This is a genomic window from Sphingobacteriales bacterium (assembly GCA_016706405.1).
GTDB lineage: Bacteria > Bacteroidota > Bacteroidia > Chitinophagales > UBA2359 > BJ6.
Map to the genome: position 1 here is coordinate 480,894 of JADJJT010000002.1, position 17,783 is coordinate 498,676.

Consider the following 17,783-nt stretch of genomic DNA (forward strand, 5'->3'; position numbering starts at 1 on the left):
AAATGGGCTCTCTTTCCTATCCGGAAAATTAAAAAATAGACCAAGCTTTTTCCGGAATTCTAAAGAAATTAGCCCGGATTAGCCTCCGGCCTAACCTTTACGTTTTGTGGCAACTATACATGAATTAAACTAAACTCGCAGTTTGGTTTTCAGTTGTCTTTGCGCACAGCGCCATTGCATTGCCTTAAAACTTGCCTATAACATTAGAGTTGCTTCTTCAATTATTAGGTCTGAATTATTATCGGCATTACTATAATAATTTTTATCAATGGTATTTTGCAGGCCGTCAATATATATATTTACTAAAAAACCGACCAAATAGTCTATATCGTACTTGGTTTGCTTGTTTGCAATTTGAATTAAAAATTCGGTACACGACCCCAACATAGCATAAGTAAGCCATTTAATATTATCATTTAAATAGCCCGAGCCGTAAAAATTATTCAAATATGCCTTACTTGCTTTTAAAGCAGTTATGATATGGTGGTTTTCAAAGTAAACAGCTCGAAAATACGCCTGATTTTTAGCCAAAAATTGCAAATTTACTTCGTTAAGTGTAAACGCTTCAAAAAAAGATTTTAAAAATTTTGTAAATAGTGTTTTGACATCCAAATCTCCGGCAATAGCTTTACTTAAATAAGTGGCTACCTCTTCGGCCAAATTATTGACAACTATGTGCATTACGGCGTGTTTATCGGTAAAATAGTTGTAAAATGTTCCGGGCGATAAATTGCTCTCAACAATTATATCGCGCATTAAAGTATTTTCGTAGCCCAAACGGGCAAATACAATTTTAGCCGCCGTAATTAGTTTAGCACGTGTGGTACTTGTTTTGTTTGCAGACATGGAGGTATAAATAAGGTCATTAATTAAAAAAGAGTACAAAGTTGAGAAAAATTTGCTCTATTTGTTCTAATAGAAACAAAAAAACGGCTAAACTATGTTTAACCGTTTAAATTTATTCAAAATAAAAAACTTTGTATAAGTTAATATATTAACATTCGGGCAGTTGCCGTTTTACCTTGGTAATATAAACTAACTAAATATACGCCGGCAGGTAAATGACTAAATTCGTAGGTATTTATTTGATTTAACCCTTCGCCAAACAACTCGTTATTGGCCGGTGTACTTACTATTTGCCCATTTAGGTTTAGCACATAAACGCTTAGAAACTCGGGCTGCGGCAACTCGAACTGTATGTTTGCCCTACCCGAACTGGCGTTGTAGTTTGCATTAAAATTAAATTGCCGTACTAAATCGTTTGTAGTATTTGTAAGCATTTGGGGTATATAATGCACTTTAGTTTTGGGTTGGTTGCCATCAACGGCTTCGGTTTCAATACTTAAAATTGGGTAATTTAATTTAGGGTCGTACCAAAAATAGCTGTCAACGGCGTAACTTATAGTGCCAAAGTTCTCAATATCGTCTGTATAGTTCATTTGAACATGCAATCTAAGCACATTTTTATACACTACTTCGGCGTTGTTTATTTTAGGCAAAACCACATCGCCATAAGCATCGGCGGTAACACTTATTGAGCCTGTGCGCACAACTTTTTGCAAACCAACCATAAAATTGGCTTTAAAATTATCGTTATAACTGTCGTTATATTTCATCGGAAAATTAGCCAATTTAATAGCATCCGAATAATTTAAGAATACTTTTTGGTCGTTGGCCACGGCCAACAAATTTAAGGCTGCTGTAGTAGGGTTGTAAAAATGGTAACTTATATTGCCCGATGGGGTTTCGTAACCTTTCGAATAAACTGCTGCATATACATCGGGTAGCGCTGCAAATATCGAATCGTAACTGGTTGACGAAGCTTTAACAAAGGCAACGGTTTGTTCGTTAATTTTTTTAAGGTCGTCAAAATCCCAAGTTACCAACGCGCCTTGCGAGCCTTGGTTAATACCTGCTGGTTCGGCTGTATATAAATTGTAAAAATTACCTTCAGGGGGTAAGCCGGCGGCGGTTAATTTAGGTTGCGCTTGCAAGTCATAAGGCGCATAAAATAAAGTACCTAAAATGGTTAAAAAAAGGGCAATTACACTTAATTTCATAAAATAAATAAAAAGCTAATTTGGGCAAGAAAAATTGATAGATAGATATAAAAAACAAGCCGAATAATTTTTGCTGGCAGTAATCCGGATATACAAAAATAATCCAGATAAAACAGGCAAACTCAAACAAGTAGGGCAAATATTACACCTGCCTCTACTTATAACAACAAATGCAATGCCAGTCTTTACAAAAATAGCTCATTTTTGGGACAAACAAATAAAATCTATCCAATAGAAGCACTAACAGTAAGAGCATGAATAATGGATTCAAGTTTCTATTGCACTATTTCCGGAGTTCCGGAGCCAATAAACTGCCCATGCCGGTGCTTTTTTGCTTGTTGCTTTGCTATTCTACCTCTACCCCCAACATAAAGCTAAACTTGCCATGGTTGGATAAGTATTTGCCAAAACTTGTACTTTTTTGTGTTTCAATCTTATCGAAACCAACGCCATAATCGAAGCCCAACAAACCAAACATGGGTAAAAAGAACCGCACGCCCAAGCCCCCCGAGCGGTATAAATTAAATGGGTTATACTCGGTAAAATTGCTCCACGAATTACCCGCCTCTAAAAAACTAAGGGCATAAATAGTTGTGCTTGGGTTTAACGAAATGGGGAAACGCAGTTCTAAGTTATATTTGGCAAAAAATGGGTCGCCCACAAAAACATTGCCGCCATCGCTTCGCTTTACCGAGTTACTAGTTAGGGTTTCGTAGCCGCGCAACGATATTACGTCTTTGCCATAAATACTGTAATTGGTCATGCCATCGCCGCCAATTTCAAAGCGCTCGAAGGGCGAGTAGCCAATATCTCGGTTAAAATAGCCCATGGCACCCATTTTAGCGGTAGTTTTAAGCACTAATTTATTGCCAACCGGAATAAACCATTCGGCTTTAAATTTCCATTTATGGTATTCAACCCATTTATATTTTTCTTCTATGCTAAGTTGGGCATAATTTTTATTGTTCAGCAACGAGTAAGGTGGTGTAACCGAAACCGTCAGCTCAATATTTGAACCTGTACGCGGAAAAATAGGCTGGTCAACAGAATAGCGGCCTATGGTTGTACTAAAGTTAAGGTTATTAGCCGCGCCATTAACTAATATGAAGTCGCGTTGCCAGTTTTGCAAAATATAGCGCTGGTAAACAGCCCCGTTTTTAAGCACAAAATTATCGTCGGGCCAGCGCAGGCGGCGGCTTAACGATACATCGGCACCCAAAATAAATAAGGTTTGCGCATCTTTCGAGTTAATATCGGTTGTTAATGAATTTAAAAAGCTGCGCGTACCAAACAACGAAACAGCAAACAAATTTGGTCGTTTGCCACCCAACCAGGGTTCGGCAAACGATACCGTTAATGCTTGGTAGGCTTTGCCGGTCGATTGTACCCTAAATGCCAACTGCTGCCCGTCGCCGCTTGGCAATGGCCGCCATGCCGAAGGTTTAAAAATATTGCGCGCCGAAAAATTGTTGAGTTTTAAACCCACTGTACCAATAATAGTGTTACCGCCCCATCCGGCTTGCAGTTCAATTTGGTCGCCGCTGCGCTCTTCTACAATGTATTCAATATCTACCGTACCATCAGAGGGGTTAGGTTTGGGGTTAATTTGTATCTTTTCGGGGTCAAAATGGCCGAGGTTGGCAATTTCGCGCTGCGAGCGTATAATGTCCGAGCGACTAAATTTGGAGCCGGGTATTGAGCGCAACTCCCTCCGGATAACGTGCTCGTTTGTTTTGTCGTTTCCTTTAATAATAATTTTGTTAATAGTAGCTTGTGCACCCTCGTAAATATTAATAACTAGGTCAATACTATCGTTTTCAACCGATTTTTCTTCAGCCCGAACGTTAAAAAACAAGTAGCCATCGTCCATATACAACGAGCTAATATCGTTGCCGTTGGGGTCAATATGTAAACGCCGGTCTAAAAGCTCTTTGTTGTAAACATCGCCTTTTTCAATGCCCAGCAGTTTGCCTAAGGCCTCGTCGGGGTATTTGGTGTTCCCTTTCCATTCAATATCTCTGAAATAATAGCGCGGGCCTTCGTTTACGGTAATGTTTACGTTTACGTGCTTTGCGGTTTCAAAGAGTACAGTATCGTAGGCAATACGGGCATCGCGGTAACCCAACGAATTATAATAAGCTATAACTTTATCTTTGTCGGCCTCGTATTTTTCGGGAATAAATTTTGAAGAGGAGAACAGTTTAAACCTAAAAAAATTCTCGTCAATATATTGCAGCGTTTGTACCCACGACAAATTGCCCAATGTCTTAGGAATATTGGCATGTATGGCATCGCGCACCAAATTGCGTGGCCCACGCGGGTTAATGCGGGTTTGCTCTTTGGTGTCTGACATTTGTTTTTTTAGTTTGCGGGATGTTGCGTTGTCGTTTCCGGCAAATTGTATATTGGCTATGCGCACCCGTTGATTGCGCTGTACGTCTATGGTTAAGATTACGCTATTGGTAAACTGAGGGTCAGACTCTTGTTTAAATTTTACGGTAGTGTTTAAAAACCCCTTATCTCTAAAATGGCGGCTTATAATAGTGCGGGTTTGCGCGAGCAAGTCGTCGTTTACAATACGCCCGCGAATTAACGATATTTTGTCGGTAAGGTCTTCTTCTTCGGCTTTGCGCAGTCCTTCAAATGTGTATTTTGACAAGCGCGGGCGTTCGGTTAGTTTAATTTCGAGGTTTACAGCATCACCTACTATATTTGTAGCATAAATTTGAACATCGCTAAACAAACCTTGTTTCCAAATATTTTCAATGGCATTGCCCAACTCATCGCCCGGAATCCTTATTTTTTTGCCCACTTTTAACCCCGATATATGAATAAGCGTAGTTTCATCGGCATACTGTACCCCAACAATATCAATAGCCCCAATTTGGTACTCTCGCGGACTGCCGGCTTCGCCCGCTACTGCCTGCGCGTACAAGGGGTGCAGGTAGCCATTGCCCAGCGCACTACAAATCATTAACAAAAGGCAAATCCAATAAAACCGCGAAAAAACAAATTGCATCATATCAATAAATTAGTCCTGTAAAATGAAAATTAAAATACTTACAAGGGTAAACAATTACAAATAAACTGTTCATAAAGATTGAAAGACCAGAAAAACATTGTCTATACCCTGTTAAATTTTTGAGGCAGCACAAACTGGAGAGCAAATACGCCCAAAAAAACCGCAAAATTCCGGATAAAAACGCGTAAAGCCAAATATTACCTAATTTTGATGATGAATACTTCACAATTTTGGTTGCAAACCTCTTGGGGCACGCTGCTAATAAAGCGCTACAAGCTCAAAATAAGAAGACCAGATATTGTAATTCTAAACATATCCGGAAAAAACAAGGGAAAAAATCGAATTATTTTTTGTCTTACTCAAAAATAGACCGATATTGGGAGCTAAATAAGTTCTTCGATTGTTATTTATTCAACAACAACAATAATTGCAATATGGCACAGTTCAACTTTTTCATCCGGATGCTTAATTTTCGGTTCCCGATACTCTTGTTTATACTATCTTTTGCCACCTGTAAACCCAAACAAAATATTTTGCAAACCGACACTCCAAATACTCAAATTTCTATGGAAGCCACAGCGGTTGAAACAACGCCAAAACCACGTCCACCTATTTCTATAGTGGTGCATGGAGGAGCCGGCTCACTACAGCGCGGCAAAATATCCGACTCGCTTGACCATGCCTACCGTGCCCATTTAAAAAAAGCTGCCGAAATTGGATATGCCTATTTAGAGCGCGGCGCCCCCAGCGAGTATGCCGTTGAAATGGCTATTAGTTATTTAGAAGACTGTCCTTTATTTAACGCCGGATGCGGGGCAGTATTAACCTACGAAGGCGGTATTACCCTCGATGCCTCTATTATGAGTGGCAAAACCGGAAAGGCGGGTGCAGTGGCAGGCGTAAAACACATTAAAAACCCTATACAAGTGGCACGGCAAGTTATGAACTCGTCGCCACATGTTTTGCTGATTGGCGAAGGTGCCGAACGTTTTGCTACCGAAAATGGCTTTACCTTAGTTGATACCTCGTACTTTTTTACCGAAGAACAAGTGAGTGCCTGGAAAAAATCGCATAGCGGCGGTAGCGGCGGCAGCAAAAACACACCAAATAAACTTCCGAGCGATTCAAATAATTGGCCGCCCATAAACCCAGATGGTAAATTTGGCACTGTTGGAGCTGTTGCCTTAGATTATGAAGGTAATTTAGCAGCCGGCACTTCTACAGGGGGAATGATGAACAAGCGCTGGGGCAGGGTTGGCGACTCGCCTATTATTGGCGCCGGAACCTACGCTTCAAATGAGGTAGTGGCTGTATCGTGTACAGGGCATGGCGAGTATTTTATACGCAATGCTGCCGCCTTTGATGTGGCTGCCCGCATGGCCTATGGCAAATCGCCGGTAGATGAGGCCGCCCGAACCGTGATTTTTGATGTGCTCGAACCTAAGGGAGGGCTTGGAGGCATAATTGCTATTGATGCCGAGGGCAATATATCCATGCCGTTTAGCACCGAAAGCATGTGCCGTGCCTACAAAACAAAAGACAAACCTGTTTATGTGGCAATTTACAAAGATGAATAATTCTTTTGTTCTTATTGCTACTGTCAAACCTGTACTGCTAAGTTAAAGTATTTTGTACTGCTTCGGTGGTTTGCCTTAGTTTGGTTTCGCAAAAAGCAATTAAAGCCAATGCCCGTTGTACTTTTTCGGCCAAATCATCAACAGTTATAGTTTGGTTTTCCATGTCGGCAACCAAGTCGGTAAGTTCGTTTAAGGCGGCTTGGTAATTAGAAGGCAAATTAGTGTTTGATTCGGTTTTTTTCATGTTTAATAAAACGAGGAAATGTATAAAATACGATAGATAGATGATAAATTAAATAAAACCATTAATGGGCCATAACCGATTTAGGTGCGCAGGCAATGCTTAAAATACTAAGTTTGGTGGTGCCGTTTAAGTTTAAAATGGGGCTGCCACAAGCTTCAATGGTGGCTCCGGTGGTAATTACATCGTCAATAAGTAGTATGTGTTTGTTTTCAAGTTGTTGGGGCTGTGCTACATAAAACAAGTTTTGCACATTGGCAAATCTGTTTATCCGGCCTTTTTGGGTTTGGGTTTCGGTAAAGCGATTTCGCTGCAAGGCGTTGGGGTAAAACGGTATATTTAATTGCTGTGCTACTGCGTTTGCCAATGCTTCGCACTGGTTGTAACCGCGTTGCTTTTGTTTTGTTTTGTGCAACGGAACCATGGCTACGGCCTCTATATTTAGCTGCATAAAAGCAGGTGTTTGTTGTAAAATTTGGCCGTAACGCTGGCCTATAAATTCGCCAATTTCAGGTTGGTTATTATATTTTAGTTGGTGTATTAAACGCTGTACCCGGGCGCCTTTTCCATACAAATACATGGCTACGGCTGCCTGTAAGTTTAAACGGCCGTAAAACTCGCGGCTTAACCAGTTTTCGGTGGGCGATGTATGCAAATAGGTTTGCGGTAAATTATTTTGGCAAAACAGGCAAATTACCCGCTCGTGTTGAAGCAGGCGAAGCCCACAAGCAGCGCAATTCTCCGGAAAAACCCAGTTAACAATATCGTTCATCAAACGTTTAAGCATACCTCAAACAGCGTAGTTATTTAAGTGGTAATTTGCCTTTTTTGCTCGCTCAATAACAGTTAGATAGTAGTTTTCGTAAAGAGGCAGTATTTTATGAAGGTCAAATTGAGTGGCACGTTGCAAGGCATTTTTCCGGAATTCTTGCAGCAAGTCGTTGTTTTGTAATAACATGATGGCATTTTGTGCCATTTCATTAATATTGCCAACATCGCTTAAAAATCCGGTTTGGCCATGAATATTAATTTCCGGAATACCCCCTGTATTTGATGAAATTACCGGAACCTCGCAAGCCATTGCTTCTAAGGCTACCAAACCAAAACTTTCACTTTCTGAGGGCAGCAAAAACAAATCGGTAACTGCCAACAGTTCGCCAATAGCATCTTGTTTGCCTAAAAATAACACATCGTTGCAAAGGTTTTTATCGCGGCAAAACTGTTCGGCTTTGGCACGTTCGGGGCCATCGCCAACCAGCAGTAATTTGCTTGGAATTTGTTGGTATATTTGGTAAAAAACCTGCATTACATCGTCAATCCGTTTTACAGGTCTAAAGGTCGAGGTGTGCATAATAATGCGCTCGCCGTTTGGTGCGATTGCCTTTTTGAAATGCTCTTTGTTATGTTTTTTAAACGCGCTAAGGTCAATAAAATTGGGTATAACGGCAATATCTTTTGGTATGTTAAAATATTGGTAAGTTTGTTTTTTTAAACTTTCCGAAACGGCAGTTATACCGTCGCTGGCGTTAATGCTAAACGTAACAATGGGTTCAAAAGTAGCATCTTTACCCACTAAGGTAATATCGGTGCCGTGCAAAGTGGTTATAAATGGCATATAAATGCCATGTGTTTTTAAAATTTGCTGCGCCATATACGCCGCCGATGCGTGAGGTATAGCATAATGCACATGCACGAGGTCTAATTTTTCGTGGCGCACCACATCTACAATTTTGCTGGTTAAGGCCGAACTATAGGGGGCATACTCAAACAAGGGGTACTCGTAAAACGAAACCTCATGGTAAAATGTACGGGTTTCGAAGGCTAATGCACTTAAGCGGGGGGGCTGCCTATAGGTAATAAAATGCACGTAGTGGCCTTTATGCGCTAATGCTTTGCCCAACTCGGTAGCAACTACACCGCTACCGCCGTAAGTTGGGTAACAAACAATGCCAATTTTCATAAATAGGTCGAGTGGTGAATATATCTGAAATAACGTTGGAGTTTAAGTGCGAAGAAAACGCGGCAACTTTTCCGGATTTTATTTTTCCGGATAGTGCTATTCTATCAAACGTTCATCGTAGCATTTAGTTTGTAATTTAATTAATTATTTGCGCTTTTAAATAGGTTTTTTGCTAGTTCAAGACAATTAAAAAAGCCCATACAATTGCGAGTGAACTCGGTTTATAACCTCACCTAATTGTTCGGGGTTGTCTTTAAAATTGCACTCGTCAATATTGACAATAAGTTTAGGGCTATGGCTGTACTGCTCAATCCAACGTTCGTAATAATCGTTTAAGCGGCCTAAATAATCAATTCGGATATTTTCTTCGTAATCGCGCCCGCGCGTACGTATTTGTTCAACTAATTTTGGTACCGATGCGCGCAAATAAATCATTAAATCGGGGTGCTCGTATTGCGAGAGCAAGGTATCATATAATGTTAGATAAGTTGAAAAATCGCGCTGGGTCATTAAGCCCATTTCGTGGAGGTTGGGGGCAAAAATATTGGCATCTTCATAAATAGTCCTGTCTTGAATAACCGGTCTTGTAGCCTGCCTTATTTTTCTTATTTGGTTGAACCGGCTATTTAAAAAATAAATTTGCAGGTTAAACGACCACCGGGGCATATTTTCGTAAAAATCTTGCAGGTAAGGGTTGTTTTCAACGTCTTCGTACATAATTTCCCAATTAAAGCTTTTGCTTAAAAGTTCTACCAACGTTGTTTTTCCGGCGCCAATATTACCTGCTACTGCTATATGTTGTATCTTCTTATTATTGGTTGGCTCTATCATAAGTAAAAGGTTATTTGTTTTGTAAAACTGCAATAAAACGCAGCCAAATAATTCGATTAAGTAAAAAACGTAGTTTTTTTAGGTTAAACAAACATATATGGCTTGGCTGGTCAGTTGCGAAATAGTAAGTTGTTGATATTGATTTATAATAATATCTAATGATTGGTCAAACGGGTGCGTTTCGGTTACAGCTACTGTAGCGCCCAATATTAAAGCATGTTCGGTTAAGTAGCGCAAAAAATCGGGATGATGTTCAATAACGCCAACTACAGTGGCTACTTGCCCCACTTGTAATTGCGAAAGCAGTATGCGCGGAGGGTGTTCGGGTGAAAAATTACCGGCCTCATCCGGAATTGGGTCGCCGTGGGGGTCAAATTTAGGATGGCCTAAAAATACATCTAAGCGTTTTACCAACTCTTCTGACTGAATATGCTCTAATTGCTCGGCAATTTCGTGCACAGTATCCCAAGAGAAAGCTAATTTTTCGACTAAAAACAGTTCCCAAAGCCGGTGTTTGCGAAGCAGGTTTTTAGCCAATATATTTCCATATTGTGTTAATTGTACTCCTTTGTAACGCTGGTAGATGATAAGGTTTTTGTCGGCCAATTTTTTTAACATATCAGTAACCGAGGCAGCTTTGGTAGCTAAATTGGCAGCAATGGCATTTGTGTTTACAAACGTTTGTTTGCTGCCTTGTGGTGAAGCCAGTTTAAAGATAGTTTTAAGGTAATTTTCTTCGGCTACGGTTAGCATGTTAATTAAATAATTAATTGGTTGGCCTATTAGCGCACTGGAGTTGTTTTATTGCCCTGTTGTGTTGCGGTTGCGTCTTACGTCAATAAAGCTTTTGATGAAAACAACTAAGGCTACGGCATTCGTTAAAAGCATAACACCAATACGAATTAACCCTGACGTATCGTTATCGTTTAAGGCACCCGTAAGTGGTTTAATTAAGGCAATAAGCAATAATAAAGTTAATACTACTACTACGTGCACTATAATTTTATTGTTGGTACGAAATCCTTTGGTGCAGGCCAAAAATACTAAGCCAAGAATAGGAGCAATTAAGGCAGTAGTTGCGTGGGTAGTTGTATAGCCCCAAAGGCCCATAACTACACAAACAGCGCCGTTTATTAAATTAGCTAAATAAGGTGTCATCTTTTAATCTTTTATTATAAATAGGTAAATTATTTAATATTGCAATTGATTATATTGAAAAAAATAAAGTAATTGAAAAACGGATGCTCAAAATTAGGCAATTTTTGCCATATTTAGCAATACCGCCGATTGCACCACATCTATAATAGTAGGATAACTATTTGTAGTGGTAGTTTGAATTTCGGATTGAGGTATCCATTTAATTTCCGAGATGCCTTCGGAGGTTTGTGGTTTTCCAATGGGGTGGCCGGGGCAACGCATAACATACCAAGCTGTGCGTTTTAGCATACGTTTTCCATTGTGGTCAACAAAAGTATGGTAGGTGTATGCACCTGTATGAGGCAGGTTTACAGGTTCTACAATGGTAAGGTTTGTTATGGCAGTTTCTTCGGTAACTTCGCGCAGGGCTGCCTGTTGGGTAGTTTCTCCGGGGTCAAGTTTTCCTTTGGGCAAATCCCACTTATCAAGCCGGTGTATCATTAACAATTCGTTTGATGCGTTAAATACTGCTCCACCTGCTGCCTCAACAAATTTGTAGTAGGTAAGTATATCGCCTTGCAATTTGTTAAAATCCGGATGCCATATTGTTACCGCTTGCAAATTTTTTATTTCTGCCCTTATGTATTTAATAATTTCACCCAATTCTTCAAGGCTATGGTAAGTAAGTTCTAAATGGGTTTTACTAAGGCCAGCCCCCGTTGAGAGTGGATTGGTGGCCAAAAATACCGGAATATGGTCAATATAAAATTTGTTCATTTGTTTAAGACAGATTTAACGGCAAGTTTGTATTGTTTTTTAATAAAAATCCGGATAAGGAAAAAATTATCCATGCTGGCAGATATTCAATTCCAAGGCTGCTCATCTTTGCTTGCAAGTTAGTTCAATTTTTATTGTCGAGGCAGCAAATTTATGAAAATTTCTATCTTATTGGTTTCTTCCGGATAGTACCAAATTAGAATATATCTGTTTGTGCAAATTTATAAAACCAACCGTCATGTGCTCTTTGCGTCTCAAAATCGAATCATAATAGTAGTAATATATATTTAATTAACCACCACTGTTTTAATGTTTACAAATTCTTGCAAACCGTATTGCGACAATTCGCGGCCATAGCCCGAGGCCTTAGTGCCTCCAAACGGAAGCCGTGGGTCGCTTTGCGGTAAAGTGTTAATATAAACATTACCTACCTGTAAAAGTTTGGCAAATCGTTTAGCGCGTTCAACGTTTGTACTCCAAATTGATGCGCCCAAGCCATATTTGGTTTGGTTAGCTAATTGCAAGGCATCTATTTCGTTGTGTGCTAAGGTAATAGAGGCAACGGGGCCAAAAACTTCTTCGTCAAAACAGGGCATACCCGGTTTTACATTTGTAAGTATAGTTGGCTGGTAAAAAAAGCCTTTTTTAGGGGCGCGAATGCCGCCAATAGCCACTTCGGCACCCATTTTAAGTGAGTTTTTCAATTGTTTTTCAAGGGTTACTAATAAATCAAGACGGGCTATTGGGCCTATTTGAGTTGTTTCATCAAATGGGTTGCCCATTTTTAATTGTCGCACCCCTTCAATCATGCCGGATAAAAAATCGGGGTAAACCTGTGGTGTAACAATAAAACGTTTTGCGGCAAGGCAACTTTGCCCGCTATTATTCATGCGCGACTGAATAGCCGTGTCAATAGCTTGTTTAACATTGGCATCGGGCAGTACAATAAACGAGTCGCTGCCGCCAAGTTCTAATACTATTTTTTTTACATTTTTTCCGGCTATTGCGGCTACCTGGCTACCTGCGGCAAAACTTCCGGTAAAGGTTACGGCTTTTACTTGGGCGTTTTCAATTAAATTTTTAATTTGCACCTCGTTGGCAAACACGTTTTGGTAAACACCATCTAAAAAATGAGCTTTTTTAAACAAATCTTCAATAGCCAAGGCACATTGAGGCACATTAGGGGCATGTTTTACAATTAAGGCATTGCCGGCCATAAGGGCAGCGGCTCCAAACCTAAATACCTGCCAAAATGGAAAATTCCAAGGCATAATGGCCAAAATTACACCTAGCGGCTCGTGGCAAACCATGCTAAGCTGGTGGTTGGTTGATATAATTTCGTCGCCTAAAAAATGGCGGGTATTTTCGGCATAATAATTACACACCCAAATACATTTGTCAATTTCGGCATGAGATTGGTTGATGGGTTTACCCATTTCGAGGGTAATTAAATTGGCTAATGCTGGCTTGTTTTGTTGTAATAAAATCGCAACCTGTTGAAGTTTAGCCGCACGCTGGCTAAAATTGGCACTGCTATTTAATTGTGCGCCTTGTGTAGCCTTACGCAAAATGGTACGCAACGCCCGCTCGCTGTGTAGCGGAAAACGTGCTAAAAGTTCGTCGTTATACGGCGACAAAGTGGCGTAGCGCATATATAGTAAAAAAGTTGATTGAGTAAGTAACCAAATTAATAGAAAAAACTGGTATTAAATTAATGACGGCAAAATTACGGCATTTAGTTTGTAAATCAGTATTTTAGTGGCAAAGGCAATAATTTGTTGTATTCACATCTGCTTTATGTATCTTTGGCCAAATATTAAAATTAATACCACCTAAAATTAAAGCACCTTATTTTATTAATTATTAATTACCCATGAAGAAAAAAAGCTGGTCGGCTTATGTGTTGGTAGCGTTTTTGGTTACAGCCGCATTGGTTATTCGCAGCGAAAGCACTTGGAAGGAAGAAGTCAAAATTTCAGGATGGGATGCCGGCGGATATCATGCGTATTTGCCGCAGTGGTTTATATACAAAACTACCGATTTTACCTTTATTGATACTAGCAGCAGTATTTATTACAAAAGCAATACATTTGCCCGACCCTATCAATACAAACCGCAGTTACAAATTAACAAATATAGTTCGGGTTTAGCTGTTTTACAAACTCCTGCTTTTTTAATAGCACATGTTTGCGCTAAAAAATTTGGTTACGAAGCAAATGGCTACTCCTTACCTTACCGGTGGTTTTTGCTAATTAACTGTGTTGTGCTAACATTTATTGGCTTGTATTGTTTGCGCTGGGTACTGCGGCAATATTTTACCGATGTAGCTGTAGCATTTACCTTAACTTCGTTAATACTTGGCACTAATTTACTGTATTATTGTACCAAAGATTATGGCATGACACACGCCTATTGTTTTGCCCTTTTTAGTATGCTGTTGTATGGTATAAAAAAGTTTCTCTTGACAAACCGTGCCTACTGGATACTGATTATAAGTTTGCTCTTGGGTTTATTAACAGCCATGCGAATCACCCATATTGTTTGGATGATATTGCCATTTTTGGTAGATATTGGCAGTTTACAAAGTTTTTTCATCCGGATAAAATTTATTTTCACCCAATACAAAATGCCTTTAGCAATTGGCGTTTTGCTCTTTTGTTTACCGCTAATTCCACAAATAGTGTACTTTTACCAAACAACCGGGCAAATTTGGGTGAACACCTATTATAACGAGCGTTTTTTTTGGTTCGAACCATTGTTAAACAAAACGTTTTTTAGTTTTCGCAATGGATGGGTTATTTACAATCCGATAGTTTTATTGGCATTGATGGGCTTAATACCTTTGTGGATGAGGCACCGGCAACAATTGAACTTTGTTTTTATTGCTTTAACATGGACTTGTTATTTTATGGCTAGCTGGTGGTGTTGGTGGTATGTGGGCTATGGACAGCGAATGATGGTTGATTACTATGCCTTATGGGCCTTTGCCATGGCCGCGTTTTTTAACTGGGTATGGGTGGGTAAGCGTTTTTTTATCCGGATATTAGTGGTAGTTTTTGTAGTAATTACCTGTCTTATAAACGGTATTCATTATCATCAATACGCTAAAGGCATTATACATTGGGATGCCATGACCTACCAAGCCTATAAAACCATTGCATTTTGCAATAAAAGCCAAATTACTGCTTCAATGATGCAGCAACGCGATGCAGCACTTAGCCCGCCAAATAATGAGGAGGCCATTAAAAGCGCACAATACAGGCGAAATTTGCCTTAATAAATTCAGTGTAACCTAAAAAATTACTCTCCAACCGAATTTACCGTTTGAAATCCTAAAAGTTTGCGTTCGCCAAAAGCCATCATATTGGGGTCAAGGGCTTTAACATCGTCAAGGGTAATGGTATTGAGCACGTCGGGGGTGCGTTCTGCTTTATCAAGTTGGGCAATACGCAGGTTTTGCCGGCGTATTATTTCGCGAATAATTTTAATGGCAGTACGTCCATTGCCAAAGTATTTATCGCGGGCCTTGTATATTAGCGACATATAATTGGTTAATGCGGCGTTGGCAGCTTCGTCTAAAACATATTCTTCTTTGTGTAGCTCGGCCAAAGCAACCGTCATAAGGTTTTCTGCGCTAAGGTCTTCAAATTTTAACACCCTGTCAAAACGCGATTTTAGGCCCGGATTACTTTCAATAAAGGTTTTCATATTGTCAGTATATCCGGCAACAACAACGGCAAACAGTCCTTTTTGGTCTTCCATGCGTTTAATAAGCGTTTCAATCACTTCGCGACCAAAATCGTGGCTATTGCTACCTACTTGGGTAAGCGAGTATGCCTCGTCAATAAAAAGTACGCCGCCAATTGCTTGGTCTATCATTTCGGAAGTTTTAATGGCTGTTTGCCCAACATAGCCAGCAACAAGGCTTTGTCTGTCGCACTCTACTAAGTGGCCGCGCTCTAAAATACCCAATGCTTTAAATATTTTGGCTAAAATACGCGCTACGGTAGTTTTACCGGTTCCGGGGTTTCCTACAAATACCGAGTGTAACGAGAAACGGTTTAATACTTCTTTGTTTTGGTCGCGGTAGAACTTTACCAAGCGCACTAGTTCAGCAATTTCGGTTTTTACTGATTCAAGACCAATCATTTGGTCAAGTTCAAGCAAAGTTTCTTGCAAAATAGTTTCGTCAATAGGTATATCCGGAATGCGGCGTTCTTGCTCTTTGAAAATCTTTTCAACATCTTCAACAAAAATGGTCGAAAGTTCTTCGCCGGTAAGATTTTTGGGGTTTTCGGTTTGCATAACCCGTAGGCCTAAATTAATTTTGGCTTGGTCAATGAGGCTAAATACAAAGCGTGCGTTGCCAAAATATTGGTTGCGGGTGCGGTAAGCATCTACAATTTTGGTGTATAAATAGCTTTTGGCTTGTGGGTGCAAAATTACGTTGCTATGTTTAGCTGCATATTCGGCAATATCAGATAATTCTTGGGGCAAATAATCCGGAAATTCGAACCACTGGCTAAATCGCGAGCGTAAGCCGGGGTTAGTGTCTATAAAAGTGCGCATTTCGGCAGGGTATCCGGCTACAATAATAGCTAAATCGCCTTTGCCGTCGCTCATTTCTTTAATGATGATTTCAATAACCTCGCGGCCAAAATCTTTTGCATCATCTTTAACCCTCGACAAACTGTAGGCTTCATCAATAAACAAAACGCCACCGCGAGCTTGTTTTATGGCTTCTTTTACTTTTGGAGCTGTTTGGCCAATATACTCACCTACCAAGTCGGCGCGGTCAACATCGTGTACGTGGCCTTTGCTAAGCAGGCCCATGTGTTTATAAATTTGCCCCAACATGCGTGCTACGGTGGTTTTACCCGTTCCGGGATTTCCGGTAAATACCGAGTGGAGGCTGATGCGTTGCTGGTCTTCAAAGCCCTTGTCCGTCCGGATTTTTAAAAATTGGAGGTAGGAGGTATAATCAGTTATACGTTTTTTTATGGCTTTCAACCCTACTAGTTCATTTAATTGCTGCATTACCTCTTCTAAAGACGTAGCTTCCGTTTCTATCATAGGTGTAAAACTTACGCCTTCGGCAGCCAAGAGGGCATCGTTCATACCTTCTTCAAAGGATTCGCCCACTTCAAAGGGTAGTACGGCTATGAGTTTGTCCATAAAAACAACCTCTAAAGTATATCTGTCTTGATACCACGAGCCTACATCGTTCGACCCCCATCCGGAGGTAATGGTAAAACTTTTGTCTTCTGGTTTTACGGCAAACAGTTCAATGGTTTCGCCTTTTAACTGGCGGGCATCGTTGTAAAATTTAAAATTAACTTCACAGTTCCATGGCTGCGCCTCAATAAGGTTGTCAAACGAAAGTTCGGCAAAAACATAACGTGTATTAGCGGCATCGAAGTTTTTATAATAAGTACGGTCTTCAAAGTTTACGCCGTTGCTTGGGCCTTCAAAAATTTTTACGGCGGCTACATTAAAAAATGGGTTGTGGTCATCGGTTACCATGCCAATATCTTCAATATAAAATGCTTGGGTAGCAACCGATTTTGTATTTAAAAAGGCTTCCCACTCATAAGCGCCGGCGCGCCAGTAAAGGCCATGTTTTTTATGCCCCCAGCCTTCGCGAACATAAACTATATTTGCGTCTTTGGTAATTGTTTTTTGCGAGGTTAAATTGCAAAGCTCGGTGCGTTTACCATCTTTAATAGAGAAGCATTTTAGGGTTACATCTAAGGTCCAGTCTTCTTCGTCAAACAATTTGTTGTAAAACGAAAGTTCGGCATAGATATAGGTAGTCTCAGAACGGTCGTAAACCCTCCGGTATTTTTTTTGCTCGTTGGCCAACCATTCGGCAGAGCCGTACACTTTTAAATCGCGAACTTTGTAAGGGACAAAATCACTTGGGTGTTGAGGAGGCATAATAAAATAATATAATGAACAAATTAGGTGTGCTTGGATTGTTTAAGCGCAGTCTTGTTTTTAGAAGACAAAACACGACCTGAATTTAAATTGAATCAGGTACAAAATTTAGGTTAAGTTCAGTAAATTGGCAGGTAAATATAGAGCTTATGTACGCAAGAAAATAAAATCACAAAATTAGGATAAACGATTGAAAATGCCAAATTTTTATCCGGATGTGGCAAGAAATGTATCAATTTAA

14 protein-coding genes are annotated in these 17,783 nt (G+C 40.0%); 2 read left to right on the forward strand and 12 right to left on the reverse strand.

Annotation, left to right across the window (positions count from 1 at the left end):
* Nucleotides 1-195 precede the first annotated feature (195 nt).
* From IPI59_08230 to IPI59_08240, 3 genes are all read right to left on the reverse strand, one after another.
* Nucleotides 196-846, reverse strand: a complete 651-nt coding sequence (locus IPI59_08230; GenBank protein ID MBK7527522.1) for a TetR/AcrR family transcriptional regulator — start codon at nucleotides 844-846, stop codon at nucleotides 196-198.
* Nucleotides 847-986: 140 nt separating this feature from the next.
* Nucleotides 987-2,060, reverse strand: a complete 1,074-nt coding sequence (locus IPI59_08235) for a T9SS type A sorting domain-containing protein (GenBank protein ID MBK7527523.1) — start codon at nucleotides 2,058-2,060, stop codon at nucleotides 987-989.
* 346 nt (nucleotides 2,061-2,406) lie between these two features.
* Entirely contained in the window at nucleotides 2,407-5,082 is a 2,676-nt protein-coding gene (locus IPI59_08240) for an outer membrane protein assembly factor BamA (GenBank protein ID MBK7527524.1), read from the reverse strand.
* 461 nt (nucleotides 5,083-5,543) lie between these two features.
* On the opposite strand from IPI59_08240, the gene IPI59_08245 reads away from it, so the two are divergent.
* Nucleotides 5,544-6,659, forward strand: coding sequence for an isoaspartyl peptidase/L-asparaginase (locus tag IPI59_08245; protein MBK7527525.1), 1,116 nt, complete (start codon nucleotides 5,544-5,546; stop codon nucleotides 6,657-6,659).
* 37 nt (nucleotides 6,660-6,696) lie between these two features.
* On the opposite strand, the gene xseB is transcribed toward IPI59_08245, so the two are convergent.
* From xseB to IPI59_08285, 8 genes are all read right to left on the reverse strand, one after another.
* Nucleotides 6,697-6,903: an exodeoxyribonuclease VII small subunit gene (gene xseB, locus IPI59_08250; protein MBK7527526.1), complete on the reverse strand. Its 207-nt coding sequence runs from the start codon at nucleotides 6,901-6,903 to the stop codon at nucleotides 6,697-6,699.
* 61 nt (nucleotides 6,904-6,964) lie between these two features.
* Complete coding sequence (locus IPI59_08255; protein ID MBK7527527.1) at nucleotides 6,965-7,687, reverse strand: ComF family protein; 723 nt, start codon at nucleotides 7,685-7,687, stop codon at nucleotides 6,965-6,967.
* A 3-nt stretch (nucleotides 7,688-7,690) separates the two neighbouring features.
* Nucleotides 7,691-8,860 carry an N-acetyl-alpha-D-glucosaminyl L-malate synthase BshA gene (gene bshA, locus IPI59_08260; protein MBK7527528.1) on the reverse strand — a complete coding sequence of 390 codons (1,170 nt, stop codon included), beginning with the start codon at nucleotides 8,858-8,860 and terminating at the stop codon, nucleotides 7,691-7,693.
* Between the two features lie 186 nt (nucleotides 8,861-9,046).
* Nucleotides 9,047-9,691: a deoxynucleoside kinase gene (locus IPI59_08265; GenBank protein MBK7527529.1), complete on the reverse strand. Its 645-nt coding sequence runs from the start codon at nucleotides 9,689-9,691 to the stop codon at nucleotides 9,047-9,049.
* A 78-nt stretch (nucleotides 9,692-9,769) separates the two neighbouring features.
* The gene (locus IPI59_08270; protein MBK7527530.1) at nucleotides 9,770-10,444 is read right to left on the reverse strand and encodes a metal-dependent transcriptional regulator; all 675 of its coding nucleotides are present in this window, start codon (nucleotides 10,442-10,444) and stop codon (nucleotides 9,770-9,772) included.
* Nucleotides 10,445-10,492: 48 nt separating this feature from the next.
* The gene (locus IPI59_08275; protein MBK7527531.1) at nucleotides 10,493-10,849 is read right to left on the reverse strand and encodes a hypothetical protein; all 357 of its coding nucleotides are present in this window, start codon (nucleotides 10,847-10,849) and stop codon (nucleotides 10,493-10,495) included.
* A gap of 93 nt (nucleotides 10,850-10,942) precedes the next feature.
* Nucleotides 10,943-11,605, reverse strand: coding sequence for an NUDIX domain-containing protein (locus IPI59_08280; protein MBK7527532.1), 663 nt, complete (start codon nucleotides 11,603-11,605; stop codon nucleotides 10,943-10,945).
* 287 nt (nucleotides 11,606-11,892) lie between these two features.
* Complete coding sequence (locus IPI59_08285; GenBank protein ID MBK7527533.1) at nucleotides 11,893-13,257, reverse strand: NAD-dependent succinate-semialdehyde dehydrogenase; 1,365 nt, start codon at nucleotides 13,255-13,257, stop codon at nucleotides 11,893-11,895.
* Nucleotides 13,258-13,478: 221 nt separating this feature from the next.
* On the opposite strand from IPI59_08285, the gene IPI59_08290 reads away from it, so the two are divergent.
* A complete protein-coding gene (locus IPI59_08290) occupies nucleotides 13,479-14,882 on the forward strand; it encodes a hypothetical protein (protein ID MBK7527534.1) in 1,404 nt (467 codons plus the stop codon).
* Nucleotides 14,883-14,905: 23 nt separating this feature from the next.
* Here IPI59_08290 and IPI59_08295 read toward each other — a convergent pair whose 3' ends face one another.
* Nucleotides 14,906-17,542, reverse strand: coding sequence for an AAA family ATPase (locus IPI59_08295; protein ID MBK7527535.1), 2,637 nt, complete (start codon nucleotides 17,540-17,542; stop codon nucleotides 14,906-14,908).
* Nucleotides 17,543-17,783 lie beyond the last annotated feature (241 nt).